This is a genomic window from Sneathiella glossodoripedis JCM 23214 (assembly GCF_000616095.1).
Classification (GTDB): Bacteria; Pseudomonadota; Alphaproteobacteria; order Sneathiellales; family Sneathiellaceae; genus Sneathiella; species Sneathiella glossodoripedis.
This window is the reverse complement of record NZ_BAMS01000005.1, coordinates 140,509-166,014: the sequence shown is the minus strand read 5'-3', so window position 1 is coordinate 166,014 and position 25,506 is coordinate 140,509. Positions and strand designations below refer to the sequence as shown.

Below are 25,506 nucleotides of genomic sequence, written 5' to 3'. Positions count from 1 at the left end.
AAAGAACTTGATAAGGCCGCCTCTTTGGGAGGCGGCTGTTTTCTGGAGTGACCAGAGTAATGGAAAACCAAAATATTCGAATTAAACTCAAGGCGTTTGATCACCGAGTGCTGGACGATTCGACAAGTAGCATTGTGGATACTGCCAAACGGACAGGTGCACAGGTTCGTGGACCGATCCCGTTGCCGACCAATATTTCAAAAGTAACGGTCAACCGTAGCCCACATGTGAACAAGAAATCTCGTGAACAGTTCGAAACACGGACGCATGCGCGGGTTCTGGATATTGTCGAGCCTACACCGCAGACAGTTGAATCTTTGATGAAACTGGACTTGCCATCAGGTGTCGACGTTGCAATCAGTGTGTTGGGGTAAGCTAAGATGCGTACTGGATTGATCGCAAAAAAACTGGGCATGACTCGCGTTTTCTCTGAAGACGGACAACATGTTCCAGTGACCGTTCTGGAAGTTGATAACTGTCAGGTGGTCGCTCATCGCAAAACTGAAACCCATGGTTACAATGCACTGCAACTGGGTGTTGGTTCTGCAAAAGTTAAAAACGTCTCAAAAGCAATGCGCGGCCACTTTGCGAAAGCAAATGTTGAGCCAAAAATGAAGCTTGCTGAGTTCCGTATTGAAGAAGAAGCATTTGTTGATCTGGGTGCAGAACTGACTGCTGATCACTTTGTGCCAAATCAGAATGTCGACGTTGTGGCAACAAGCATTGGTAAAGGTTTCGCCGGTCCAATGAAGCGTCATAACTTTGGCGGACTACGGGCTTCACATGGTGTTTCTGTTTCTCACCGTGCGCATGGTTCAACTGGTCAGTGTCAAGACCCTGGTCGTGTTTTTAAAGGCAAGAAAATGGCCGGTCACATGGGTGCTGCTCGCGTGACAACACAGAACCTTAAAGTGGTCTCTACCGATGCTGAGCGTGGCCTTATTTTGGTGAAGGGTGCTGTCCCTGGTTCCAAAGGTGGATGGGTGTTCGTGTCTGATGCGGTGAAAAAGAACCGTCCAGAAGAAGCACCATTCCCGGCTGCTGTTCGGACTACTGCTGCTGCGGCTCCAGAGGCTGTTGAAGAAGCGCCGTCTGCGGACGCTCCTGCTGAGAATTAAGAGGAACTGCCCTAATGAAGGTTAAAGTAATCAACCTCGATAACAAAAAAGCAGGTGATATTGAGCTTGCTGACGAGGTTTTTGGACTGGCTCCGCGTGCGGATCTGCTCCAAAGAATGGTAAAATATCAGCTGGCAGCACGCCGTGCGGGTACACACAAGACTAAAGACGTCTCTGAAGTATCCGGCACAGGTGCAAAGCCATTCAACCAGAAGGGTACAGGTCGTGCCCGTCAAGGTCAGAAGAGAGCTCCTCATCAGCGTGGTGGTGGTGTCGCTCACGGTCCTGTACTTCGTTCGCATGCTCATGCGTTGCCAAAAAAGGTCCGTAAACTTGCTTTGAAAACTGCTTTGTCAACAAAGCAGGCAGAAGGCAAATTGATCGTGGTTGATGAACTCAAAGCTGCTGAAGCAAAAACCAAAGCGATGGCTGGCAAATTCGATACATTGGGCTGGAAATCAGCTTTGATTATCGATGCGAGCGAGCCTGATACAAACTTTGCTTTGTCAACACGCAATCTGCCAAATGTGGATGTGCTGCCTGAAACCGGTGCAAATGTTTATGACATTTTGCGTCGCGACACGCTGGTGCTGACAAAAAGCGCAGTAGAAAGCCTGGAGGCTCGTTTGAAATGAACCAGGAACGTATTTACGACATCCTGTTGGGACCAGTTGTGACTGAAAAGTCCACAATGGGATCAGAATTCAATCAGGTTACATTCCGTGTATCACTGGATGCAACCAAACCTGAAATCAAGGAAGCAGTTGAAACACTCTTCAACGTAAAGGTCACAAACGTCAACACCAACCGCACAAACGGTAAGGTGAAGCGTTTCCGCGGTCGCCTTGGTAAACGGTCTGACTTCAAGAAAGCAATGGTAACATTGGCCGAAGGCCAGACCATTGACGTTACGACGGGGATTTAATAATGGCGCTTAAAAGTTATAAGCCTTCAACACCTGCGCAGCGTGGTCTGATTCTCGTTGATCGGTCAGAGTTGCACAAAGGTAAGCCTGTTAAAAGCCTTACAGAAGGTTTGACAGGAAGTGGCGGCCGTAACAACAACGGCCGGATTACAGCACGTCGCCGTGGTGGTGGACACAAACGGACTTACCGTATTGTTGACTTCAAACGTCGCAAATTTGATGTTGCTGCTACTGTTGAGCGTTTGGAATATGATCCAAACCGGTCAGCATTTATTGCTTTGATCAAATATGACGACGGAGAATTGTCCTACATTCTGGCTCCTCAGCGTATTTCAGTCGGTGATAAAGTGATCGCTGCAGAGCACGCTGATATCAAGCCTGGCAATGCGATGCCGATGAAGAATATGCCGGTTGGTACCATTATCCATAATGTGGAAATGAAGCCTGGCAAAGGTGGCCAGATGGCTCGTGCTGCTGGTACATATGTACAATTGATTGGTAAGGATGCTGGTTATGCTCAGCTTCGTCTGGCCTCAGGTGAGCAACGTATTGTTCCTGCTGAGTGCATGGCGACTGTGGGCGCAGTATCGAACCCGGATCAGAAAAACATTAAACTGGCGAAAGCTGGTCGTTCTCGTTGGCTTGGGCGTCGCCCATCAGTTCGTGGTGTTGCCATGAACCCGATTGACCATCCACATGGTGGTGGTGAAGGTCGTACTTCAGGTGGTCGCCATCCGGTATCACCTTGGGGTCAGCCGACCAAGGGCAAACGGACACGTTCTAATAAGTCTACAGATAAAATGATCATGCGGCGCCGTCCGCAAAAGCGGAAGAAGTAAGGAGCGCTAGATGGCACGTTCTATTTGGAAAGGCCCTTTTGTCGATGGCTATTTGCTTAAAAAAGCAGAAGCTGCTCGTGAAAGCGGTAAAAACCAGGTCATCAAGACTTGGTCTCGTCGGTCAACCATCCTCCCTCAGTTCGTAGGATTGACTTTTGGCGTTTATAACGGTCAGAAGTTCGTACCTGTGCTGGTAGACGAAGATATGGTCGGCCATAAATTCGGAGAGTTTTCTCCTACTCGTACATATTATGGCCATGACGCCGATAAAAAGGCGCGGAGGAAATAAACATGGGTAAGCAGTCCCTCGAAAGGCAGCTGGACGAACACAGTGCGCTTGCAAAAGGCAATCGCCTGCGTGTGAGCCCTCAAAAGCTGAACCTCGTGGCAGGCCTCATCCGCGGTAAATCTGCGGAAGCTGCATTGTCTGAATTGACTTTCTCCAAGCGTGCAATTGCACGTGACGTGAAAAAGGTTCTTCAGTCAGCTATTGCAAATGCTGAGAATAACCACCAGTTGGATGTTGATCAGCTCTATGTTGCAGAAGCTTATGTCGGCAAATCGCTGGTAATGAAGCGTATGCGTCCGCGTGGCCGTGGCCGTGCAAGCGGTATTTTGAAACCATTCAGCAACATCACGATTGTTGTTCGTGAACGCGAGGAGCAGGCATAATGGGTCAGAAAGTTAATCCGGTAGGCATGCGTGTTGGCATCAATCGTACTTGGGATTCCCGTTGGTACGCTGGTGACAACTTTGCGGATTTGTTGCATGAAGATGTGCGTATTCGTAAATTCCTGGAAAAAAAGCTGACACAGGCTGCTGTCAGCAAGATCGTGATCGAGCGTCCGGCAAACAAATGCCATGTGACCATTCACTCTGCGCGTCCAGGCATCATCATTGGTAAAAAAGGTCAGGATATTGGTAACCTCAAAAATGAAGTTGCCAAACTGACCAAGGCGGAAGTCAACATCAGCATTGTTGAAATTCGTAAACCGGAAATCGAAGCAAAATTGGTTGCTGAGAACATTGGCCAGCAACTGGCACGACGTGTGGCATATCGCCGCGCCATGAAGCGCGCAGTTGACTCTGCACTGCGTCTTGGTGCACAGGGTATCCGCATCAATTGCGCCGGTCGTTTGGGCGGTGCTGAAATTGCTCGTACGGAATGGTATCGCGAAGGCCGCGTTCCTCTCCAGACTTTGCGCGCAAATATAGATTATGGAACAGCAAGTTCTTTGACCACATACGGTATCATCGGTATTAAAGTGTGGATCTATAAGGGCGACATTATGAAACATGACCCAATGGGCCAGGAAAAAGCACAGGAAAAACTGCAAGCTAGCGGTCGTCCTGGTGGTGGACGTCCTGGTGGTCGTCGGGGCTAAGGTAAAGAGGTGATATCATGCTTCAGCCGAAGCGTACAAAATTTCGCAAAGCGCACAAAGGACGCTTGAAGGGCGTCGCAACTTCGGGTACAACCCTGAACTTCGGTGCTTATGGTCTTAAGGCTGTTGAGCCGGGTCGTGTAACTGCACGTCAGATCGAGGCAACTCGTCGTGCAATTACTCGTCATATTAAACGTGCTGGCCGCGTTTGGATTCGTGTCTTCCCAGACATTCCTGTATCCAAGAAGCCTACTGAAGTCCGTATGGGTAAAGGTAAGGGTTCTCCGGAATACTGGATGGTGCGTATTCAGCCGGGCAAAATCATGTTCGAACTTGACGGTGTTCCAGCGGATCTGGCCCGTGAAGCGTTTGAGCGTGGCGCTGCTAAGTTGCCAGTGAAAACTAAGTTTGTCACCCGTCTCGGCGAAGGGGGTTGATCATGAAGGCACAAGATTTGGTGGGTAAAAACCCAGAAGAATTGAAGACAGAGCTGATTGCTTTGAAAAAAGAGCAGTTTAATCTTCGTTTCCAGAAAGCCAGCGGCCAACTGGAAAATACGGCTCGTGAACGTCAAGTCCGTCGTGACATTGCCCGAATTAAGACGGTGATGTCAGCGAAACTGGCGTCGTAGGAGAAACAACTATGCCGAAACGTATCCTGCAAGGGACAGTAGTTAGTGACAAGAACGACCAGACGGTCGTAGTCAATGTAGAGCGTCAGGTGATGCACCCGCTCTACAAAAAATACATTGGCCGGTCAAAGAAGTACCACGCCCATGATGAGAAGAATCAGTTTAAAGCCGGTGATGTCGTCCGCATTCAGGAATGTCGTCCGATTTCTAAACTGAAACGTTGGGAAGTTCTTTACGACAACGCCTAAGTTAGGGCATGTCATAATTAGACGAAGGTAAAGACTATGATTCAAATGCAAACCAACCTGGATGTCGCCGATAACTCCGGCGCGAGACGGGTGCAGTGCATTAAAGTTTTGGGCGGATCCAAACGGAAAACAGCGTCTGTAGGAGATACAATTGTTGTATCTGTAAAAGAAGCTATTCCGCGTGGCCGCGTGAAAAAAGGTGACGTGCAGCGTGCCGTCATCGTGCGCACAAAGAAAGAAATTCGCCGCCCTGATGGAACAGCTATTCGTTTTGATACAAATGCTGCTGTTTTGATCAACAACTCCGGCGAGCCTATCGGAACTCGTATTTTTGGCCCTGTTACTCGTGAACTGCGCGCTAAAAACATGATGAAAATTGTTTCTTTGGCTCCGGAGGTGCTCTAATGGCTGAAAAATTCTCTGTGAAAAAAGGCGACAAGGTAATTGTCCTCACCGGTAAAGACAAAGGTAAAAGCGGCGAAGTACTGAGCGTTAATCGTGCAGATCGCAGAGCAACTGTGTCTGGTGTAAACATGGTCAAGCGTCACACTCGTCAGAGCCAAACTGAACAAGGTGGTATTGTTTCCAAGGAAGCTTCAATCCACCTGTCAAATATTGCACTTATCGATCCAAAAGACGGTAAGGCAACTCGTGTTGGCTTTAAGACGTTGGAAGATGGTCGCAAGGTTCGTTTTGCCAAACGTTCTGGCGAAGTTATTGACCTTTAAAGGATAGTAAGATGGCAGCGCTAGACTTAAAATATTATATAACGATGAGTTGCGCAAGCAGCTCAAAGAAAAATTCAACTATGCTAACGACATGATGATTCCGAAATTGGAAAAGATCGTTGTCAATGTTGGCTGTGGTGAAGCAGTTGGTGATTCCAAAAAAATCAAATCCGTTGTAAACGAGCTTGCCAAAATTACTGGCCAGCATCCCGTTACAACAACTGCAAAAAAATCCATCGCGACTTTCAAATTGCGTGAAGGTATGCCGATTGGTGCGAAGGTTACACTTCGGAAGGATAGAATGTACGAATTTTTAGATCGTTTGGTAAACATTGCTTTGCCGCGCGTTCGTGACTTCCGTGGTGTGTCAGCAAAAAGCTTTGACGGACGTGGCAACTATGCCATGGGTCTGAAAGAGCAAATCGTGTTCCCTGAAATCGACTATGATGATGTAGATGATGTACGGGGTATGGATATCGTGATCTGTACGACTGCTGATACCGATGAAGAAGCTCGTGAGCTTCTGAAAGGTTTCAACATGCCGTTCAAGATCAATTGATCCAAGGAGAAATTGGAAATGGCTAAGAAAAGTGCCGTTGAGAGAGATTTGAAGCGTCGTCGTCTCGTCGAGAAATACTCGGCCAAACGCACAGCGCTCAAAGCAATCATCAATGACGAAAACGTGCCTCAGGACGAACGCTTCGCGGCTCGCCTTAAGTTGGCTGAATTGCCACGCAACTCGTCTAGGACTCGCGTTCGCAATCGCTGCGAATTGACAGGTCGTCCACGTGGTGTGTACCGCAAATTTAAACTCTCCCGTATTGGTCTTCGTGACATGGCGTCCGCAGGTCAGATTCCGGGCGTTGTAAAGTCAAGCTGGTAAGGGGAGTTAAAAATGTCTTTTAGTGATCCTCTCGGCGATATGCTGACACGTATCCGCAATGGTCAGAAAGCGAACAAAAGTTCGGTTAAGAGCCCAGCGTCCAAATTGCGTGTAAACGTTCTGGAAACACTCAAGCGCGAAGGTTTCATTCGTGGTTACGAGGTTTCTGAGCCGCAAAAAGGTAAGCCGGAACTGAGCATTGAATTGAAATATTATCAAGGCAAGAGCGTGATTGAAAAAGTTGATCGCGTGTCCAAGCCTGGTCGCCGCGTATACACTGGCGTCAAGGAATTGACACCTGTTCGTAACGGCCTTGGTATTTCTATTTTGTCTACACCGAAGGGTGTTTTGTCTGATAACGAAGCACGCGAAGCCAATGTTGGCGGCGAAGTGCTGTGCACTGTCTACTAAGGAGGAACAATGTCTAGAATTGGTAAACATCCAGTTTCTGTTCCTTCAGGCGTAGATCTGCAGTTCAGTGACAAAAACGTAACAGCGAAAGGCGCCAAAGGCGTTTTGAGCATGACATTTGTAGATGACGTGACTGTCGAACAGGATGGCGACCAGGTTTGGGTCAAGCCAGCCAACGACAGCAAGCGTGCTCAACAGATGTGGGGTATGCAGCGCACTTTGCTTAGTAACCTTGTTGAAGGTGTAAGCACTGGTTTCACGAAAAAACTGGAAATTGTTGGTGTTGGTTACCGTGCCGCAGTTCAGGGTAAGACATTGAACCTGAACCTAGCTTTAGCCACGACATCAACTATGACATTCCGGACGGAATTGAAATCAAGTGCCCGTCACCAACTGCTGTTGAAATTTCTGGTGCAGATAAACAGCGGGTTGGGCAGGTTGCTGCTGAAATTCGTTCTTACCGCAAGCCTGAGCCTTATAAAGGTAAAGGTGTCAAGTATGCTGACGAGTTTATCTTCCGCAAAGAAGGTAAGAAGAAATAGGATAGGACCATGGCAAATTCAAATGAATTGTTTGAGCGTCGTCGTCGCAGAAATCGCGCGCAGCTCAGAAAAGTCGGCGGTGGACGTCCTCGTTTATCCGTTCACCGGACTAATAAACAGATTTATGTGCAAGTTATCGATGATGTACAGGGCAAGACACTTGCTGCTGCTTCCACTCTCGATAAGGACCTGCGCGATAAACTGAAATCAGGTGGAAACAAGGATGCCGCAGCTGCTGTAGGCAAACTTATCGCTGAACGCGCGACTAAAGCTGGCGTAACTGCTGTTGCTTTTGATCGTGGCGCCTTTAAATATCACGGCCGGGTCAAAGCCCTCGCCGAGGCCGCCCGTGAAGGCGGGCTGTCCTTCTAAAGGTATATGAAATGAGACCAGATCAAGCAGAAAAGGGCGAATCAGAATTCGTCGAGAAACTTGTCCACATCAACCGTGTGGCGAAAGTTGTAAAAGGTGGTCGTCGCTTCGGTTTTGCCGCACTGGTAGTTGCCGGTGACCAGAACGGTCGCGTTGGTTATGGCCATGGTAAAGCGCGTGAGGTTCCGGAAGCCATTCGTAAGGCGACTGAAGCTGCAAAACGTGAAATGATCCGTGTGCCACTACGTGAAGCAAGGACTCTGCATCACGACGTGAAGGGCCATTTTGGCGCAGGTCGTGTGGTGCTGCGGTCAGCACCTCCGGGTACTGGTATTATCGCCGGTGGTCCGATGCGTGCTGTCTTTGAAGCTCTTGGTGTTCATGACGTTGTGACTAAATCGGTTGGAACTTCCAACCCATATAACATGGTGAAAGCGACATTTGATGCGCTTGAAAACATGAATTCACCTCGTCAGGTTGCGGCCAAGCGCGGCAAGAAAGTTTCCGAAATTGTTGGTCGCCGCGGCGAAAATGCAGGAGGCTGATAATGGCAAAGGCTAAGCAAACGATTACTGTGACACAGACTGGTAGCCCAATTGGCCGCCACAAGTCTCAGCGCGCAACTCTCGTCGGTTTGGGGCTTAACAAAATGCACCGTACTGTCGAAGTTGAAGATACACCTTCCATTCGGGGTATGATCCGAAAAGTTCAGCACCTCGTGCAGGTCAAGGAAGCCTAAGGGCGACCTGTTGGATAAGGAATTTTAAAATGCTATTGAATCAATTGTCTGATAACCCAGGTTCTACAAAGAACCGCAAGCGTGTTGGCCGTGGTATTGGTTCTGGTAAGGGTAAAACCTCCGGTGCCGGTCAAAAGGGTCAGAAATCACGTTCAGGTGTAGCCATTAAGGGTTTTGAAGGCGGTCAGATGCCTATCCACCGCCGGTTGCCAAAACGTGGTTTTACCAATGTTTTCCGCAAAGAATATGCGGTAGCGAACCTCGGTCGTGTACAGGCTGCTATTGACGCAGGTAAGCTCGACGCAAAAGAAACAGTAACTATTGCCAAACTCCAGGAAGCTGGTGTTGTTGGTAAGGTTGTGGACGGTGTTCGTCTCCTTGCAAAAGGTGAATTGAAGACTAAAGTTTCTTTTGAAGTCAGCGGCGCATCAAAAGGTGCAATCGAAGCGGTTGAGAAGGCTGGCGGATCTGTCACCCTTCTGAACAGTGAAAAATCTGAAGCGTAAGTTAAGAATGCGTAGGGGCAGCTTAAAGCTGCCCTTTTAAACTGGAGTAACACTACATGGCGTCTGCAGCAGAACAAATGGCTTCTAACATGAACTTTGGGGCCTTCTCCAAAGCGACTGAGCTGAAGAAACGTTTGTGGTTTACGCTATTTGCGCTCATTGTTTACAGAATTGGTACCTACATTCCTATTCCAGGTGTAGATCCAACAGTTCTGGCTGATGTTTTTGCTCAGAATTCCGGTGGTGTTCTGGGTATGTTTGATGTGTTCGCTGGTGGTGCACTCGGTCGTATGACCATCTTTGCCTTGAACATCATGCCTTATATCTCTGCATCGATTATCATGCAGTTGATGACTTCAATTTCACCGCAGATGGGGCAATTGAAGAAAGAGGGTGAGCAGGGCCGCAAGAAAATTAACCAGTACACGCGTTATGGAACGGTGCTGTTGGCCGCTCTACAAGGGTACGGAATTGCTGTTGGCTTGGAAGGAATGTCTTTGTCAACGGGACAGTCTGCGGTTGCTGAACCAGGTTGGTTTTTCCGTGCAACTACTGTTATGACACTGGTCGGCGGAACCGTGTTCCTGATGTGGCTAGGCGAACAGATCACTGCACGTGGTGTAGGTAACGGAATTTCTTTGATTATTTTCTCCGGTATTGTTGCTGCGCTCCCCAGTGCATTGGTGGGAACATTGGAGCTGGGCCGAACAGGCGCAATTGCAACAAGCATTATCCTGTTGCTGTTGGTCTTGTCAGTTGCTGTTATCGCATTCATCGTATTTATGGAACGCGCACAACGCAGAATTCTTGTTCAGTACCCAAAACGCCAGAGGGGTAATAAAACCTATGGTGGGCAGAATTCACATCTGCCACTTAAACTGAATACGGCCGGCGTTATTCCTCCTATCTTTGCATCTTCTCTGCTTCTGATGCCTGCGACTGTTGCTGGTTTCTCAGCAGGATCCGGACCCGAATGGCTAACATCGGTGACAACGCTTGTAGGTCACGGAACTCCACTTTACATGCTGCTTTATGTAGTTGGTATCGTGTTCTTCTGCTTTTTCTATACAGCAGTAGTGTTCAACCCAGATGACACTGCAGACAACCTGAAGAAAAATGGTGGCTTTGTCCCTGGCATTCGCCCTGGTAAACGGACGTCCGAGTATCTTGATTTTGTACTGACAAGATTAACGGTTGTTGGCGCAGCTTATCTATCGCTTGTTTGTATTCTTCCTGAGTTGCTTATTTCACAATGGGCCGTACCGTTTTATTTCGGTGGAACATCCCTCTTGATTGTTGTGTCGGTTACGATGGATACTGTAGCACAGATCCAAAGTCATCTGCTGGCTCACCAGTATGAAGGGCTTATCAAGAAATCGAACCTTGGGGGGCGGCGTAAATGATTTTAATTCTGCTGGGGGCACCGGGAGCGGGTAAAGGTACCCAGGCTCAGCGGTTGCAGGATAAACACGGACTTGTTCAACTCTCAACAGGCGACATGTTACGTGCCGCTGTTGCAGAGGGAACTGAAATCGGTCTGAAAGCTAAATCCGTGATGGATCGCGGAGAATTGGTTTCAGATGATATAATGACGGGGATTATCTCCGCGCGGTTGGACCAGTCAGATTGCAAAAATGGTGCAATTCTTGACGGGTTCCCAAGAACTGAGGCTCAGGCCGAAGCTCTTGATTCGATGTTGACAGAAAAAAATCTGTCACTGGATGCCGTAATAGAGATGAAAACTGACGATGAAGTGCTTGTAGAACGTGTCACTGGCCGTTATACATGCGCTAACTGTGGAGCTGGCTATCATGATAGTTTCCTGAAACCAGCTAAAGAAGGTGTGTGTGATAAATGCGGTGGTACCGAGTTTACACGCCGTAGTGATGATACTGCAGAGACCGTAAAGTCTCGTTTACAGGCTTATCACAATCAGACCGCACCTTTGCTACCCTATTACAGGGGTAAGGGCATTCTGAAACAAGTTGACGGAATGGCCGAAATAGACGAAGTCACACGACAGATAGAAGCTTTGCTTAATTAATATCTAGGTGTTGACTACTAAGGACAAATTTATATAATCGCGCGCTTCCCGGAAGCGCGTGATTCAACGGGTCGAGATGACCTGATTTTGGTGATGAGGAGAAACTAGCGTGGCTCGTATTGCTGGTGTAAATATCCCGACGAATAAGCGGGTGCAGATTGCACTGACTTATATTCATGGCATTGGTCCTGCCAAGGCTAAAGAAATCTGCGACAAAGTCGGTCTTGCAGATGAAATGCGTGTGAATGCGCTGAGTGACGCAGAAGTCGTGCGTATTCGCGAAGTGATTGACGCGGAACATACTGTTGAAGGCGATCTTCGTCGTGAGACAGCAATGAACATTAAGCGTCTGATGGACCTGGGTTGCTATCGCGGCCTGCGCCATCGCCGTGGTCTTCCAGTCCGCGGACAGCGTACACATACTAATGCCCGTACCCGTAAAGGTCCGGCCAAGCCAATAGCTGGAAAGAAGAAGTAACATGGCACGTGATAAAACTCGTATTCGGCGCCGCGAACGTAAGAACATCACTTCCGGTGTTGCTCATGTTAGCGCCACCTTTAACAATACCAAGATCATGATCACAGACGCTCAGGGCAATGCAATTGCCTGGTCATCTGCAGGATCTCAAGGTTTTAAAGGATCACGTAAATCAACTCCGTTTGCTGCGCAGATTGCCGCTGAAGATGCTGGTAAAAAAGCACAGGAACACGGAATGAAAACTCTGGAAGTAGAAGTTAAAGGACCAGGGTCAGGGCGCGAATCAGCGTTGCGGGCTCTTCAGGCCGTTGGCTTTACAATCACTTCCATTCGTGACGTATCTCCAATCCCACACAACGGATGCCGTCCACCTAAACGGCGTCGCGTTTAAAGGGCAAGTAGTACGGTGCAGGGTCGTCCTGCACTGACTTATTTTGAGATTTCGCAGACCCAGAGTGGGTCTGCTTAGCTATGAGGTCAACACCGTGATTGCACAGAACTGGAAAGACCTGATCCAGGCAAACCTTTCGGTAGTACCGGGGGAGCAGACAGGACGTGAAGCGACTGTTGTTGTAGAGCCCCTCGAGAGAGGCTTTGGACTGACACTTGGTAACGCCTTGCGTCGTATACTGCTGTCAAGTCTGCAAGGGGCGGCTATTACGTCCATTCAGATCGATAACGTTCTTCATGAATTTTCGTCTATTGCGGGAGTTCGCGAAGATGTGACAGATATTGTCCTGAACCTGAAAAAGCTTGCTATTCGTAGCCATGTCGAAGGTCCAAAACGTGTGTCACTACGTGCCTCAGGGCCTTGTGCAGTAACGGCAGGGATGATTGACACAGGAGCTGATATTGAAATTATGGACCCTGATCAGGTGATTATGCATCTTGATGACGGCGCCACTATCAATATGGAAATGACGATCAATACAGGTAAAGGTTATGTACCGGGTTCACAGAACCGGCCTGAGGATGCGCCGATCGGCCTTATCCCAATGGATAGCCTGTACAGTCCTGTGACGAAAGTGTCTTACAAGGTTGATACTGCTCGCGAAGGGCAAAACCTGAATTATGACAAGCTGACCCTGAAAGTCGCTACAAACGGAACTGTTACTCCAGAAGATGCTGTGGCATTTGCCGCCCGTATCTTGCAGGAACAGTTGCAGTTGTTCATCAATTTCGATGAACCGGAAGAAGTTGTCGTTAAGGAAGAAGATCAGGAACCGGAAATGAATCCGAACCTGCTTCGTAAGGTCGAAGAGCTGGAGCTAACAGTTCGTTCTACAAACTGCCTGAAAAACGACAATATCGTTTACATCGGCGATCTCATTCAGAAGACAGAGGCAGAAATGCTTCGTACACCGAACTTTGGTCGTAAGTCTTTGAACGAGATTAAAGAAGTTTTGGCAGGTATGGGCCTGCACCTTGGAATGGAAGTACCGAACTGGCCACCTGAAAATATTGACGAGTTGGCTCGGAAGTATTCTGAAGATTAAGACTAACACGCAGAAGGGGCAGGGCACCTTTCCTGCTTTGGAGTAGAATTATGCGGCATCGTAAATCTGGACGTAAGTTCAGCAGAACCTCATCTCATCGTCAGGCGATGTTTGCCAACATGGCAGCAGCGCTGATCAAGCATGAGCAAATTAAAACAACATTGCCGAAGGCAAAAGACCTTCGTCCGATTGTTGAAAAACTGATCACACTTGGAAAGCGTGGCGATCTGCATGCGCGCCGTCAGTTGCTTGCGAAGCTTTCAGAAAAAGCAATCGTAGACAAACTGATTACGACACTTTCAGAACGCTATGAAGAGCGTAATGGTGGCTACACTCGTGTATTAAAAGCTGGGTTCCGTACAGGTGACGCAGCGCCAATGGCAATTATTGAGCTTGTAGATCGCGATGTAGATGCTAAAGGGCAAGACAGCGGACCAACTCAGGACGCGGAAGAAGAAATTCTTGAAGCGGAAGCGGTCGCTTAAAGGCACTGCATTTCCGAAGAAAATTAAAGGCAGCCGATCCGGCTGCCTTTTTTTATTTGTTGGCGACGCCGCGTAAGATATCCAAAATAATTTCCGTGCCCTTCTCAATTAGTAGAATATCATTCCCCACGATAACTCGTTCAAAAATTGGGCTTCTCTTTGGAAGACGTTGATGAAGTTTGTCTGGAAGCTGCCTTTTCGCAAGTCTAGGGGGGAGGGAGCCTTTAATTTGAAGTTGTTTTGCTAACCCCGGGGGAAGCTCGTTCTTTTTTGCAAGCCCTGGTGGAAGGTTGCCTTTATTTTTTGAATTATTTTTCTGGGGAGTCTGTTCACCGTTTAAGAGTTCAAAGAAATCTTTGATTAACTCAATTTCTTTATCGGAAAAAAAACGATGACTAACAAGGGAATTGGATTGAGCAACAATGGAATTGGCAGTTGACGCGCCAACTGCGCTATGCACCGGCAACAGGATAGCAGTTGAATATATGGAAAATGGTAATAGTAAGTAACCAAACTTCTTCATTTTCACTCCTCTAGTAGACAGCCTGTAGTATTGTTCCTAAATATGGGAAATTGAGGAACAGTCTTAAAAACAGAAAGTTGGGTGCCAGCATAATGTTAATCAGCAGCAGAAAAATAGCCGTGTGTTCAGGATGTATGATCCTTGGTGTTTTCATGTTGATAACATGGGGAACTTCAATGATAACCGCGCAAGAACGAGTTATAGTTCCTGAAAGTCAACTTGAAGTCAGGTTGTCTTATGCGCCATTAGTGAAAAAAGCGGCACCCGCAGTCGTCAACATTTTTACAAAAAAAGAAGTTAGACAACGGTCGCGACCCAGCCTGTTCAATGACCCATTTTTTGAACAATTTTTTGGACCTGGTTTCCGCCAGCCGAAGAAACGTAAAAAGGTGCAGAATTCTTTAGGATCAGGAGTAATCGTAAAAGGTGATGGTGTCATTGTAACTAATTATCATGTGATAGCGGGTGCTGACGAGATTACCGTTGCGCTCAATGATCGTCGGGAGTTTGAAGCACGTGTTTTGCTAGTGGATGAAAGTACTGATCTGGCTGTTCTAAAAATTGAAACAGACGGCGAAAGTCTTACCTATCTGGAATTTGAAGATTCCGACGCGCTTGAAGTTGGAGATCTGGTGATTGCAATCGGCAACCCGTTTGGAGTAGGGCAAAGCGTTACATCCGGGATCATCTCGGCACTAGGTCGGACCACCGGTGCAACTGCGGATATCGAAAGCTTTATTCAAACAGATGCTGCAATTAACCCTGGAAATTCCGGAGGGGCACTGCTTACCATGCGTGGAACTTTGGCGGGGATCAACTCAGCAATTTTCAGCAAGGGCGGTGGTTCATTGGGAATTGGGTTTGCGATACCGGCAAATCTTGTAAAATCTGTAATGCTTAATGGCTTGGATACGGGTAAAGTTATTCGACCATGGCTTGGTGCTCAGGCGCAAAGCTTAACAGCGGACATGGCAAGAAGTCTCGGGTTTGATCGCCCCATCGGTGTGTTGATCAGCGAGGTAGCCAGAAACAGCGCTGCATATAAGGCGGGATTAAAGCCCAACGATATCATCCTAAGTGTTGATGGATATGATATAATTGATGAGCGGGCCCTGAATTTCCGCATTTCAACAGGTATCGTCGGGGAAACGGCCAATCTGAAAATCCTGCGCGGCGAAGGTGAAATAGAAATTACATTAAAGCATGAGGCCGCTCCGGAAATACCGCAGCGTGACCTTACCCTATTGGAAGGGGCTCAACCGCTTGTTGGGGCTATTGTTGGTAATCTTTCACCTGCTTTTGCTTTGGAACTTGGTATCTCCCCTTTTATTGAAGGTGTTGTGATTGCACAAATTTCACCCGAAAATCTGTTTGCAAGACAGCGGTTTCGGCCCGGTGATATTATTGTTAGTGTCAATGGTGAGGAGGTAACTTCACCAAAGCATTTGCAACGTTTGATGATTGAAGCGGAAGGGGGATGGGACATCCTGTTTCGCCGTGGTGATCAACTACTCCGTTTGAGGCGTAGCCGGTGAGCGATCTATTCAATAAATCGAACGAAGAGTTTGACAAAGGGCGACCACTTGCGGATCTTTTGCGCCCTCAATCTTTGAAAGAAGTAGTAGGTCAGGATCACTTGCTGGAGGAGGGAGGTCCTTTGCAGACGATGCTCGAAGCTGACTGGCTTGCATCGATGATACTTTGGGGGCCACCGGGCACTGGAAAGACGACAATAGCACGACTGTTGGCAGAACAGGTGAATTTGTATTTTGAGCAAATTTCTGCCGTATTCTCGGGTGTCGCGGATCTTAGAAAAGTATTTGAGGCGGCTAAGATACGCCGCCAGAATGGTAAAGCTACACTCCTGTTTGTTGACGAAATTCATCGTTTCAATCGCTCTCAGCAGGATGGGTTTCTTCCCTATGTCGAAGATGGAACGATAACTTTGGTCGGTGCGACCACTGAGAATCCGTCTTTTGAACTCAATGGCGCCTTGTTGTCGCGATGCCAGGTTCTTGTTCTACAGCGCCACGATGCGGCTTCGCTATCCCAATTGTTAGCAAAGGCTGAGAGTTTGCAGGGGCGTAAAATCCCTCTACAGGAAGAAGCTCGTCAGCAGCTTTTTGATCTGGCTGACGGTGATGGGCGTTTTTTCCTGAATATGGTGGAAATGTTGTTTAAGGCGGAGAAAGAGAACCTTGACAGTAAGCAGTTGCTGGAGCTGGTTACAAAAAAGGCGCCAGCTTATGATAAGGACAGGGAGGGGCACTACAATCTGATCAGTGCGCTGCATAAATCCCTGCGTGGTTCAGATGTAGATGCGGCTTTGTACTGGTTTTCTCGAATGATGGATGGCGGAGAGGACCCATTATATATAGTGCGTAGGCTTGTACGTTTTGCTGTTGAGGATATTGGAATGGCGGATCCAAATGCTTTGCTTCAGGCAAATGCTGCAAAAGAAGCATACCAATTCTTGGGGAGCCCGGAAGGGGATCTGGCTGTTGCCCAGGCCGTAATCTACTTGGCAACAGCACCTAAATCAAATGCAGCCTATAATGCATTTAAGCAAGCCCGCGGGGCTGCAAAAAAATATGGGTCACATATGCCGCCCAAGCATATCCTTAACGCACCAACACAAATGATGAAGACTTTGGGATATGCGGAGGGATATGAATATGACCACAACGCAGAAGATGGCTTTTCAGGTCAAAATTACTTTCCCGAAAGTATGCAGCGCGAAAATTACTATCAACCTGTAGCACGTGGTTTTGAGCGAGATATTGCAAAGCGTTTGGAATACTGGGAGAAGCTTCGACACAAGAAACAACAAAAGGGAAGTTCATAGAATGATGTATCTGTCAATTGCCCTCGGCGGCGCATTGGGTGCCTGTGCCAGATATGGTGCGGGTATCCTGGCTGTCCGCTTATTGGGGCATGGATATCCTTTTGGAACCTTATTTGTAAATGTTGTTGGCTCGATTGCAATGGGACTGTTGATCGAGTACATGGCTTTAAGATGGTCTCCAACGGTTGAGATGCGAAGTTTTCTTGTGACGGGGTTTCTAGGTGCGTTTACAACTTTCTCCACCTTTTCACTTGATGTCGCTGTACAGGTTCAAAAGGGTGCCTATATTACTGCGGGAAGCTACATAATGCTGTCCGTATTCCTTTCAATTATTGGCCTGTTTGCGGGGCTACATTTAATGCGTCTGGTTTTATCATGAGCAGAGTTAAACAGATTACGATTACCGAAGCTGAATCTGACCAACGTCTGGATAAGTGGTTTAAGGCTCGTTTCCCGGGAGTTACGCATGGGCAGCTCGAAAAATTTCTGCGAAAAGGTGAAATCCGAGTAGATAAGAAACGGGCTCGTTCAAAAGATCGGTTGGAAGCGGGGCAGGTAGTCCGAGTTCCCCCTTTGGATGACGAGGCTATGGTTGCCAAAAAACAGGGGGCGAAGCAGGAGAAGGACAAAAGCCGCTTAAGTGAAAGTGACGTGGCCGAAATTCGTTCAATGATCCTTCATATGGATGACGATGTCATTGTGCTTAACAAGCCTGCCGGAATACCTGTTCAGGGTGGAAGCAAGCAGGTTAGGCATATCGATGGTTTGCTGGATGGGCTGCGTTTTGATTATGCGGAACGGCCTAAACTGACACATCGCTTGGACAAGGACACATCTGGTGTTTTGGTTATTGGACGCACCCGCAAAGCCGCCAAACATTTGACTGAAGCTTTTAAACGACGGAGTACCCGGAAAATATATTGGGCGCTTGTCGCAGGTGTACCGCGGCCGCATCAGGCAACGGTATCTTATAACCTCACAAAGGTTGTAACCTCTGCTGGAGAGAAAGTTATTGTGGATCGTAATGGCCAGACAGCCATAAGTGATTATTCGGTCGTTTCAGTAGCGGGAACCAAAGCAGCGTGGCTTGCTCTGAAACCTTTAACGGGTAGAACGCATCAGTTGCGAGTGCATTGCGCTGCTATTGAAACACCTATTGTCGGTGATGGTAAATATGGTGGGAGTGCAGCATTTCTGGAAGGTGTGATTTCAAAAAATATGCATTTGCATGCAAGGGAAATTACGATTTCCCACCCTAAGGGAGGCGACTTGACTGTCACAGCTCCTCTTGGTCAGCATATGGCAGCCACATGGAAATTGTTGGGTTTTCACGAAAATGATTATGAAGATCCATTTGAAGAAATGGGAATATGAGTTTTCAGCCGATTGCCTATGACAACCGACAATTTTCAATAAATCTCCTTTTATCTTGACTAATTGTTATCTTCCGATAATTTTCTCCCATGATGAAAATTGATCAACTGTCAGGACTGCTACGACTTATTAGCCCGGTACTTTAAGAGTGCCGGGGCACGTTGTCCTCTTTTCAAGACAGTTTATCGAGAATACAGATGATTATAGTCACGACCGACTGGTCTGATCCTTCACAAAGAAAAAAATCAAGTAACGAGCTGCGGCAGGATGGCGATATTGGGTCATTCGGGGGGCTCTCTCGACTTATTTGCGGTCGCAGGGGGGAGTAGCGCCTTGTGACCGTAAACGTTGCTGCATAAAAACAATTGAAGATTAATTAGATCGCTGAGCAAGCGTTAATAGTTTGAGGAAACTAAAATGAGTTTTACTCCAGGTGAAAAATATAAACCGTTTGAGCCAATTAACTTGCCGGACCGTGAGTGGCCCAACAAAGTTATCGATAAAGCGCCAATCTGGTGCAGTGTAGACCTGCGTGACGGTAATCAGGCCTTGGTCGAACCCATGGGGCACGAGAGAAAGCTTCGTATGTTCCGTCACCTTGTACATTTGGGCTTTAAAGAAATTGAGGTCGGGTTCCCCTCTGCCTCACAAACGGATTTTGATTTTGTTCGGTATTTGATCGAGAATAATGAAATTCCGGATGATGTAAAAATTCAGGTCTTAACTCAGTCTCGTGAGGAGCTGATTACGCGAACTTTTGAGTCTATTCGGGGCTGTAAACAAGCGATTGTTCATCTTTATAATTCCACATCAACCCTGCAGCGGCGTGTTGTGTTTGATATGGATCGGGAAGGTATTAAAAATATCGCGATTGAAGGGGCAAAGCTCGTTCGAAAACTGGCGGATGAAATGCCGGAAACTCTTGTCCAGATGGAATATTCACCGGAGAGTTTTACACAGACAGAACTTGATTACGCGTGTGAGGTCTGTTCTGCCGTAATGGAAATCTGGAAACCGACCTTTGAGAATAAAATTATTTTCAATCTTCCTGCGACTGTGGAAGTGGCTGGTCCAAACGTTTACGCCGACCAGATTGAATGGATGCATCGTAACTTGCCAGAACGGGAGAAAATTATCCTTTCTCTGCATCCACATAACGATCGCGGCACAGGAGTTGCGGCTGCAGAGTTTGGAATAATGGCGGGTGCTGATCGCGTTGAGGGCACTTTGTTTGGAAATGGCGAGAGGACTGGCAATGTGGATGTTATTAACATTGCCATGAATATGTACACGCAAGGTGTCAATCCTGAGCTGGATTTTAGCAATATTAACGAGGTGGTGCGTACCGTTGAATATTGTAATCAGTTGCCCGTGCATCCGCGGCACCCGTATGGCGGCGAGTTGGTTTTCACAGCTTTTTCAGGTTCTCATCAGGACGCTATCAAGAAAGGATTTGCTGCAATGAAGCAGTCCAATAGCGAACTTTGGGAGATCCCATATCTGCCTATCGACCCTGCAGATCTGGGCCGTAGTTATGATGCGGTCATCAGGGTGAACAGTCAGTCTGGAAAGGGTGGGGTAGCCTATCTTCTGCAAGAAGATTATGGCATTGAACTGCCTCGGATGCTTCAGGTTGAATTTAGTAAAGTTATTCAGGCGATTACAGATGAAACCGGTAAAGAGCTGTCTTCATCTTTCATTTATGACACTTTTGTATCCGAATATCTTGAAGCGTCTGGCGTCGTTGAGTTTATCAACCATCAGACGACGGTTGATACGCATGCTTCTGAGCGCCGAATATTAACGGCAACCATTCGCCATAATGGTCAGGAAAAAACCATCGAAGGTAAAGGCACCGGGCCAATTGACGCTTACATGAATGCGCTTAAAGAAAATCTGGGTGTCAGCCTTTCCGTAAATGATTACCGTGAGCATACAACAGGATTTGGTGCGGATGCCGTTGCTGTTGCTTATGTGGAAATGCGCGATGAAGCCGGTAATCCTGTATTTGGTGTTGGGCGTCACGCGAATATTGTGACCGCATCGCTTAAAGCAATTACGAGCGCAGTTAATCGCGCTGGTAAATAATCATTGGAAGAAGCCCGGCTAAATACCGGGCTTCTTTTTTGGCAAAAATCGTAAAATACGCCCGTCAATTACGAGCAAGCCAAGCCCGATAAACACCATTCCGGCAATCATTGTTAGGGTGACTATTTCATCAAGAAAAAGAACGCCGAGTAACATTGCACTTGCGGGAATAATAAGGGTTACAAGACTTGCATTGGTCGCGCCAGCTGATTTGATCAGCTCAAAATACAGGATGTAGGCGATAGCTGTGCTGAAAATAGCGATGCTAAGAACCGAAAAAATGGCATCTTGACTGATCTGCGGTAAAAACGTCCAAGGTTGATCAAAAACGACAATAAGTGGGAGCATCAAAATAGTGCTGGCACATACCTGACCTGTTGCTGCTGTCACTGGCGTGATACCTTCTTTAGCAAATCGCCGGCCAAATACAACAGCGATGCCATAAGAGAGCCCTGCACCAAGTATGGCAATCTGACCCAATACTTCACCGCCACTGAAACCAATATTTCCGATTTTTGGGCTAAGCAGTATGCTGACGCCCAGAATTCCCAGTATTATTCCTGAAATTCGCTTCGGGCCGAGCCTTTCGGTGGGATCTTTTGTTGCAAAATGAGCGACTACTGCGGCAAAAAGTGGTGTTGTAGCGTTTAATACAGAGGCCAAACCGCTGCTGATTTCTGTTTGTCCAGCGACGATTAAGGAAAAGGGAATGAGGTTGTTCATGAGGCCCATGAACAGAAAAGCGATCAATATTTTTGGATTAGTTGGAAATCTCAATCCTCGAAGCTTCATAAAAAGCAGAAGCTAATGAGGCAAAACAAACCCGGCCAAACACGATCGTAAAAACGGGTAATTCTTTGACAGCAACCCCGTTAAAAAAGAAGGATCCGCCCCAAAGGAGGGAAAGGATTAGCAAGAGCACCCAATTGCTTAGTGACATTCCGATTTGAATTTGTTGCATAGGCTGTTGGGTTGACATCGAACTCTCCAGAAAAGCACAGGGATGCCAGAAAATTCACACCGGAAATATCCGTTTTCCGGCATGCAATTTACTTGCGATCAGTAATCAGCAGATGATTGGGGCGCGATTGTACGCGCAAAAGCCATGCATTAATTGCTGGATAGCCTGACAAATCAAAATTACCTTCATGCGCAACATGTGTGTAGGCATACAAGGCGATATCGGCGACAGAATATTTACCACCCACCAGAAAATCAGACTGTGACAACTGTTTTTCCATCACGTCAAGCGCAGCGTAACCAGACTGCATTTTAGATGGTAATTGTCTCTGCTGTTCTTCATCGGGTCCGCCATGTGTCATCCAATATCTAACAACTGCTATGTTCGGCTCATGACTGTATTGTTCAAAAAACATCCATTGCAACACGCGTGCCTTTAGCAATTTTTCGTCAGGAAGAAATGGAGTTCCTTCTGCAAGATACATCAATATTGCGTTTGACTCTGCCAGGCATTCACCATTTTCCAGTTGAAGGAGGGGAATTCTTCCATTGCTATTCAGGTTTAAAAATTCCGGAGTGCGAGTCTCACCCTTTACGATATCTTTCTCTACCAGCTCATAGCTGATACCAAGTTGATTGAGAAGCAGTCTGACTTTGTAGCCATTTCCAGAAGGTAAGAAATCATAGAGAGTATACATGCTTCGGTCCTTGTTTCTGTGATTTCCTGTCCGGGGAGGAGATTACCTAATTTGAGTAATCGAGAGAAGCTCTAAATCCCCAGCACTGATGAGGGCGTGTATTTTATGCCTGACTTTGATAAAAGACTGTTTGGAATATAACAAGCGGAATTAGGCATGAGTAGCTCAGCGTTAAAACTGGTTGTCTTTGATTGCGACGGCACACTGGTTGATAGCCAATACAATATTATTCGTTGTATGAATAAATCTTTCGAGGCCTGCGACCTGACGCCGCCAATCGAAAATGATATTCGAAATATTATTGGTTTGAATCTGGAAGAAGCAATCCGGATGTTGATGCCCAATCCCGCGGATGAGCCGCTGTTACACCAACTGGTGGCGTGTTACAGAGACGCATTTCGTGAGCAACGTCTGAAACAGGATCATGAAGAACCGCTGTTTCCTGGCGCACTGGAAGTCTTGGAAAAACTCTATTCGAGTAACGTGCTTTTGGCTGTCGCAACCGGCAAATCCATGAGAGGGCTTAAAGCCGTTATCAAAATGCACGGGCTGGAAAAATACTTTACGTCCTTGCAAACACCAGATCAAAACCCCGGGAAACCTCATCCACAGATGCTGGAAAAAGCCATGGCAGAAGTCGGTGCCGATTGCAGCAATACATATATGGTGGGTGACACCAGCTACGATATGTTGCTTGCTCGAAATGCTGGTTGTCATGCGATCGGTGTTGGCTGGGGGTATCACGACTTTCAAACCCTTGAGCAAAGTGGTGCGAACCATCTCATATATAAATACGATGATTTGCCGCCACTGGTCGGGATTGAATAGCAGTTTTGCTTGCCATTTCGGAATTTATCCTTATAAACCTAACGACTGTTTGCCAAATGGATAGTCTTAATTTTAGCAGTGCATAGCGATGAAGCGATTTTATAAAACGGCATCAATACGTGAGGTGGACGGCTCATTTTCAGTCATGCTGGATGGCCGCCCTATCAAGACGCCTGCCAAAGCTGAACTTCATCTGCCTAATGAAGCATTGGCCACTGCAATCGCGAATGAGTGGGCTGCTCAGGAAGAAACCGTAAAACCCTTCACAATGCCGTTTATGCGATATGCCGCTACTGCCATTGATCGGGTTACTCCTCAACGCGAAGCGGTTATCAAAGAAATCGCCGGGTTTGGTGAAACCGATCTGGTGTGCTATCGGGCAACATATCCTGAGAATTTGGTGGAAGCTCAAAAACATGCGTGGGATCCACTGGTTGAGTGGGTTGCGAAGGCGTATGATGCCAAGCTTCGAGTGACACAAGGCGTAGGCTATGTGGCGCAAGAGGATACAGCCCTTTTAAACATGCAGTCCGTTGTGGAAGAGCAATCGGATTTACATTTGGCGGCAATTCATGATGTAGTAAACTTAACTGGTTCGCTGGTTGTCACACTAGCCGTGATGGCAAAAAAGTTAGATGCCGAGCAGGCATTTGAAATTAGCGAAATTGATGAGACCCATGTGATAGAGCAATGGGGTGAAGATGCCGAACAGACCAAGCGAAGAAAGAACAACAAGGAAAGCTTGGTTGCCGCGGTGAATTTTTTGGAACTGTGTGACCGTTGATTGGTCGCCCATTATTGGGAGAGTCAGGGAGTAAAAATGCAGGACATTATCCAACAGCTAGAAGAAAAACGGGCCAAAGCGCGCCTGGGGGGCGGTCAACGTCGTATCGATGCGCAACATGCCAAAGGAAAGCTAACAGCACGTGAGCGGATTGAATATCTGCTTGACGAGGGATCATTCGAAGAATGGGACATGTTTGTTGAGCACCGTTGCACAGAATTTGGAATGCAGGATGATGTGGTAACTGGTGATGGTGTTATCACCGGTCACGGGACCATTAACGGTAAACTGGTTTTTGTTTTCTCTCAGGATTTTACTGTTTTTGGTGGCTCGCTTTCAGAATACCACGCCAAGAAAATCTGTAAAATCATGGATAAGGCGGTACAAGTAGGGGCTCCGGTTATTGGTCTCAATGACTCAGGTGGAGCGCGAATTCAGGAAGGTATTGACAGTCTCGCTGGTTACGCAGAAGTGTTTCAGCGTAACGTGATGGCTTCAGGCGTTATTCCCCAGATCTCTGTTATTATGGGGCCATGTGCTGGCGGTGCCGTTTATTCGCCAGCGATGACTGATTTTATCTTTATGGTCCGTGACAGTTCTTACATGTTCGTAACCGGGCCTGATGTTGTTAAAACCGTGACAAATGAAACGGTGACTGCTGAAGAGTTGGGCGGTGCTGGAACGCACACCAGTAAGTCTTCTGTCGCTGATAACGCATATGACAATGATGTAGAAGCTTTGAGTGCAGTTCGTGATCTTGTCGATATGTTACCTGCGTCAAATCGTGAAAAATCACCAGTTAGAGACAGTTTTGACAATCCTGATCGCAAGGAACCATCGCTTGATACTCTTGTTCCAGCGAATGCGAACAAGCCCTATGATATGATGGAGCTTGTCGAGAAGCTCGCTGATGAAGGTGATTTTTTCGAAATTCAGCCTGATTTTGCAAAAAACATCATAACAGGTTTTGCTCGGATTGAAGGGCAGACTGTTGGTGTGGTTGCCAACCAGCCTATGGTGTTGGCTGGTTGTCTTGATATCGACAGTTCGCGAAAAGCAGCCCGTTTTGTCAGGTTCTGTGACTGTTTTAATATTCCCATAGTAACCTTGGTTGATGTACCGGGCTTCCTTCCAGGTACAGCGCAGGAATATGGCGGAATTATCAAGCATGGAGCTAAATTGCTATACGCATACGCTGAAGCGACAGTTCCGAAGGTCACTGTAATTACCCGTAAAGCCTATGGTGGTGCCTATGATGTTATGGCATCCAAGCATCTTCGTGGTGACGTGAATTATGCGTGGCCATCTGCTGAAATTGCTGTGATGGGCGCAAAAGGCGCTGTTGAAATTATTTTCCGCTCTGAGCTTGGGGATGAAGAGAAGATCAAGCGTAAAACTGACGAATATTCCGAGCGTTTTGCCAACCCCTTCATTGCAGGGCATCGTGGATTTATTGATGATGTCATTATGCCAAACAATACACGTCACAGGGTCGCGGCATCATTGCGGATGCTGAAAAATAAACAATTGGAAAATCCGTGGAAAAAGCACGGCAATATTCCGCTATAAGGTGAGG

Annotated in this window: 37 protein-coding genes and 1 pseudogene; 35 read left to right on the top strand and 3 right to left on the bottom strand. The window is 47.2% G+C overall.

The window, feature by feature from the left end:
• The first annotated feature begins 59 nt into the window (after positions 1-59).
• The 27 genes and pseudogenes from rpsJ to rplQ all read left to right on the top strand — a co-directional run bounded on the left by rpsJ (position 60) and on the right by rplQ (position 13,830).
• Positions 60-374: a 30S ribosomal protein S10 gene (gene rpsJ / locus JCM23214_RS16565; protein WP_025899916.1), complete on the top strand. Its 315-nt coding sequence runs from the start codon at positions 60-62 to the stop codon at positions 372-374.
• A gap of 6 nt (positions 375-380) precedes the next feature.
• Complete coding sequence (gene rplC / locus JCM23214_RS16560) at positions 381-1,118, top strand: 50S ribosomal protein L3 (protein WP_025899915.1); 738 nt, start codon at positions 381-383, stop codon at positions 1,116-1,118.
• Positions 1,119-1,132: 14 nt separating this feature from the next.
• Positions 1,133-1,753 carry a 50S ribosomal protein L4 gene (gene rplD, locus JCM23214_RS16555; RefSeq protein ID WP_025899914.1) on the top strand — a complete coding sequence of 207 codons (621 nt, stop codon included), beginning with the start codon at positions 1,133-1,135 and terminating at the stop codon, positions 1,751-1,753.
• Positions 1,750-2,043 carry a 50S ribosomal protein L23 gene (locus JCM23214_RS16550; protein WP_025899913.1) on the top strand — a complete coding sequence of 98 codons (294 nt, stop codon included), beginning with the start codon at positions 1,750-1,752 and terminating at the stop codon, positions 2,041-2,043. Before rplD ends, JCM23214_RS16550 begins: the two co-directional genes overlap by 4 nt.
• Positions 2,044-2,045: 2 nt before the next feature.
• A complete protein-coding gene (gene rplB, locus JCM23214_RS16545) occupies positions 2,046-2,882 on the top strand; it encodes a 50S ribosomal protein L2 (protein WP_025899912.1) in 837 nt (278 codons plus the stop codon).
• Between the two features lie 10 nt (positions 2,883-2,892).
• Positions 2,893-3,171 carry a 30S ribosomal protein S19 gene (gene rpsS / locus JCM23214_RS16540; RefSeq protein ID WP_025899911.1) on the top strand — a complete coding sequence of 93 codons (279 nt, stop codon included), beginning with the start codon at positions 2,893-2,895 and terminating at the stop codon, positions 3,169-3,171.
• 2 nt (positions 3,172-3,173) lie between these two features.
• Positions 3,174-3,554 carry a 50S ribosomal protein L22 gene (gene rplV / locus JCM23214_RS16535; protein WP_025899910.1) on the top strand — a complete coding sequence of 127 codons (381 nt, stop codon included), beginning with the start codon at positions 3,174-3,176 and terminating at the stop codon, positions 3,552-3,554.
• Entirely contained in the window at positions 3,554-4,267 is a 714-nt protein-coding gene (gene rpsC / locus JCM23214_RS16530) for a 30S ribosomal protein S3 (protein ID WP_025899909.1), read from the top strand. The genes rplV and rpsC overlap by 1 nt, the downstream gene beginning before the upstream one ends.
• Before the next feature lie 17 nt (positions 4,268-4,284).
• Complete coding sequence (gene rplP / locus JCM23214_RS16525) at positions 4,285-4,704, top strand: 50S ribosomal protein L16 (RefSeq protein ID WP_025899908.1); 420 nt, start codon at positions 4,285-4,287, stop codon at positions 4,702-4,704.
• A 2-nt stretch (positions 4,705-4,706) separates the two neighbouring features.
• Positions 4,707-4,898, top strand: coding sequence for a 50S ribosomal protein L29 (gene rpmC / locus JCM23214_RS16520; RefSeq protein ID WP_025899907.1), 192 nt, complete (start codon positions 4,707-4,709; stop codon positions 4,896-4,898).
• An 11-nt stretch (positions 4,899-4,909) separates the two neighbouring features.
• Entirely contained in the window at positions 4,910-5,146 is a 237-nt protein-coding gene (gene rpsQ / locus JCM23214_RS16515) for a 30S ribosomal protein S17 (RefSeq protein ID WP_025899906.1), read from the top strand.
• Positions 5,147-5,182: 36 nt separating this feature from the next.
• Positions 5,183-5,551 (top strand): 50S ribosomal protein L14, encoded by a 369-nt coding sequence (gene rplN, locus JCM23214_RS16510; RefSeq protein WP_025899905.1) that lies wholly within the window; start codon positions 5,183-5,185, stop codon positions 5,549-5,551.
• On the top strand, positions 5,551-5,874 hold the full coding sequence (rplX, locus tag JCM23214_RS16505; protein ID WP_025899904.1) for a 50S ribosomal protein L24: 324 nt from the start codon (positions 5,551-5,553) through the stop codon (positions 5,872-5,874). Before rplN ends, rplX begins: the two co-directional genes overlap by 1 nt.
• A 31-nt stretch (positions 5,875-5,905) precedes the next feature.
• Positions 5,906-6,433, top strand: coding sequence for a 50S ribosomal protein L5 (rplE, locus tag JCM23214_RS16500; protein ID WP_037493818.1), 528 nt, complete (start codon positions 5,906-5,908; stop codon positions 6,431-6,433).
• Between the two features lie 18 nt (positions 6,434-6,451).
• Positions 6,452-6,757 (top strand): 30S ribosomal protein S14, encoded by a 306-nt coding sequence (rpsN, locus tag JCM23214_RS16495; protein WP_025899902.1) that lies wholly within the window; start codon positions 6,452-6,454, stop codon positions 6,755-6,757.
• Between the two features lie 12 nt (positions 6,758-6,769).
• Positions 6,770-7,168 carry a 30S ribosomal protein S8 gene (rpsH, locus tag JCM23214_RS16490; protein WP_025899901.1) on the top strand — a complete coding sequence of 133 codons (399 nt, stop codon included), beginning with the start codon at positions 6,770-6,772 and terminating at the stop codon, positions 7,166-7,168.
• 9 nt (positions 7,169-7,177) lie between these two features.
• Positions 7,178-7,710, top strand: a pseudogene (gene rplF / locus JCM23214_RS26845) (50S ribosomal protein L6).
• A 9-nt stretch (positions 7,711-7,719) separates the two neighbouring features.
• Complete coding sequence (gene rplR, locus JCM23214_RS16480) at positions 7,720-8,082, top strand: 50S ribosomal protein L18 (RefSeq protein WP_025899899.1); 363 nt, start codon at positions 7,720-7,722, stop codon at positions 8,080-8,082.
• An 11-nt stretch (positions 8,083-8,093) separates the two neighbouring features.
• Positions 8,094-8,627, top strand: coding sequence for a 30S ribosomal protein S5 (gene rpsE, locus JCM23214_RS16475; RefSeq protein ID WP_037493814.1), 534 nt, complete (start codon positions 8,094-8,096; stop codon positions 8,625-8,627).
• Between the two features lie 2 nt (positions 8,628-8,629).
• Positions 8,630-8,821, top strand: coding sequence for a 50S ribosomal protein L30 (rpmD, locus tag JCM23214_RS16470; RefSeq protein WP_025899897.1), 192 nt, complete (start codon positions 8,630-8,632; stop codon positions 8,819-8,821).
• A 29-nt stretch (positions 8,822-8,850) separates the two neighbouring features.
• Positions 8,851-9,327, top strand: a complete 477-nt coding sequence (gene rplO / locus JCM23214_RS16465) for a 50S ribosomal protein L15 (RefSeq protein WP_025899896.1) — start codon at positions 8,851-8,853, stop codon at positions 9,325-9,327.
• Between the two features lie 56 nt (positions 9,328-9,383).
• Positions 9,384-10,730: a preprotein translocase subunit SecY gene (gene secY / locus JCM23214_RS16460; protein WP_025899895.1), complete on the top strand. Its 1,347-nt coding sequence runs from the start codon at positions 9,384-9,386 to the stop codon at positions 10,728-10,730.
• Positions 10,727-11,371 carry an adenylate kinase gene (locus JCM23214_RS16455; RefSeq protein WP_025899894.1) on the top strand — a complete coding sequence of 215 codons (645 nt, stop codon included), beginning with the start codon at positions 10,727-10,729 and terminating at the stop codon, positions 11,369-11,371. The genes secY and JCM23214_RS16455 overlap by 4 nt, the downstream gene beginning before the upstream one ends.
• Before the next feature lie 109 nt (positions 11,372-11,480).
• Entirely contained in the window at positions 11,481-11,849 is a 369-nt protein-coding gene (rpsM, locus tag JCM23214_RS16450; protein ID WP_025899893.1) for a 30S ribosomal protein S13, read from the top strand.
• 1 nt (position 11,850) lies between these two features.
• On the top strand, positions 11,851-12,240 hold the full coding sequence (gene rpsK, locus JCM23214_RS16445; protein ID WP_025899892.1) for a 30S ribosomal protein S11: 390 nt from the start codon (positions 11,851-11,853) through the stop codon (positions 12,238-12,240).
• A 94-nt stretch (positions 12,241-12,334) separates the two neighbouring features.
• Positions 12,335-13,345, top strand: coding sequence for a DNA-directed RNA polymerase subunit alpha (locus JCM23214_RS16440; RefSeq protein ID WP_025899891.1), 1,011 nt, complete (start codon positions 12,335-12,337; stop codon positions 13,343-13,345).
• A 50-nt stretch (positions 13,346-13,395) separates the two neighbouring features.
• Positions 13,396-13,830, top strand: a complete 435-nt coding sequence (gene rplQ / locus JCM23214_RS16435; RefSeq protein WP_025899890.1) for a 50S ribosomal protein L17 — start codon at positions 13,396-13,398, stop codon at positions 13,828-13,830.
• Between the two features lie 52 nt (positions 13,831-13,882).
• On the opposite strand, the gene JCM23214_RS16430 is transcribed toward rplQ, so the two are convergent.
• Positions 13,883-14,353: a hypothetical protein gene (locus JCM23214_RS16430; RefSeq protein WP_025899889.1), complete on the bottom strand. Its 471-nt coding sequence runs from the start codon at positions 14,351-14,353 to the stop codon at positions 13,883-13,885.
• Positions 14,354-14,529: 176 nt separating this feature from the next.
• Here JCM23214_RS16430 and JCM23214_RS16425 point away from each other — a divergent pair, with 176 nt between their 5' ends.
• From JCM23214_RS16425 to leuA, 5 genes are all read left to right on the top strand, one after another.
• Positions 14,530-15,888 carry a Do family serine endopeptidase gene (locus tag JCM23214_RS16425; RefSeq protein ID WP_159104379.1) on the top strand — a complete coding sequence of 453 codons (1,359 nt, stop codon included), beginning with the start codon at positions 14,530-14,532 and terminating at the stop codon, positions 15,886-15,888.
• Positions 15,885-17,198, top strand: a complete 1,314-nt coding sequence (locus tag JCM23214_RS16420) for a replication-associated recombination protein A (RefSeq protein ID WP_025899887.1) — start codon at positions 15,885-15,887, stop codon at positions 17,196-17,198. Before JCM23214_RS16425 ends, JCM23214_RS16420 begins: the two co-directional genes overlap by 4 nt.
• 1 nt (position 17,199) lies before the next feature.
• Positions 17,200-17,577, top strand: coding sequence for a fluoride efflux transporter CrcB (gene crcB / locus JCM23214_RS16415; RefSeq protein ID WP_025899886.1), 378 nt, complete (start codon positions 17,200-17,202; stop codon positions 17,575-17,577).
• On the top strand, positions 17,574-18,572 hold the full coding sequence (locus JCM23214_RS16410; protein WP_025899885.1) for an RluA family pseudouridine synthase: 999 nt from the start codon (positions 17,574-17,576) through the stop codon (positions 18,570-18,572). The genes crcB and JCM23214_RS16410 overlap by 4 nt, the downstream gene beginning before the upstream one ends.
• A 417-nt stretch (positions 18,573-18,989) precedes the next feature.
• Complete coding sequence (leuA, locus tag JCM23214_RS16405) at positions 18,990-20,660, top strand: 2-isopropylmalate synthase (RefSeq protein WP_025899884.1); 1,671 nt, start codon at positions 18,990-18,992, stop codon at positions 20,658-20,660.
• A gap of 18 nt (positions 20,661-20,678) precedes the next feature.
• Here the strand turns inward: leuA and JCM23214_RS21475 are convergent, their stop codons facing one another.
• Together JCM23214_RS21475 and JCM23214_RS16395 are read right to left on the bottom strand one after the other, a co-directional pair.
• Positions 20,679-21,437 (bottom strand): DMT family transporter, encoded by a 759-nt coding sequence (locus JCM23214_RS21475; protein WP_199899683.1) that lies wholly within the window; start codon positions 21,435-21,437, stop codon positions 20,679-20,681.
• A gap of 272 nt (positions 21,438-21,709) precedes the next feature.
• Entirely contained in the window at positions 21,710-22,318 is a 609-nt protein-coding gene (locus JCM23214_RS16395) for a glutathione S-transferase family protein (RefSeq protein WP_025899883.1), read from the bottom strand.
• Positions 22,319-22,474: 156 nt separating this feature from the next.
• Here JCM23214_RS16395 and JCM23214_RS16390 point away from each other — a divergent pair, with 156 nt between their 5' ends.
• The 3 genes from JCM23214_RS16390 (at position 22,475) to JCM23214_RS16380 (ending at position 25,499) form a co-directional block, all read left to right on the top strand.
• Positions 22,475-23,146, top strand: coding sequence for an HAD-IA family hydrolase (locus JCM23214_RS16390; RefSeq protein WP_025899882.1), 672 nt, complete (start codon positions 22,475-22,477; stop codon positions 23,144-23,146).
• 88 nt (positions 23,147-23,234) lie between these two features.
• Complete coding sequence (locus JCM23214_RS16385; RefSeq protein WP_025899881.1) at positions 23,235-23,930, top strand: ATP12 family chaperone protein; 696 nt, start codon at positions 23,235-23,237, stop codon at positions 23,928-23,930.
• A gap of 36 nt (positions 23,931-23,966) precedes the next feature.
• On the top strand, positions 23,967-25,499 hold the full coding sequence (locus JCM23214_RS16380) for an acyl-CoA carboxylase subunit beta (protein WP_025899880.1): 1,533 nt from the start codon (positions 23,967-23,969) through the stop codon (positions 25,497-25,499).
• Positions 25,500-25,506 lie beyond the last annotated feature (7 nt).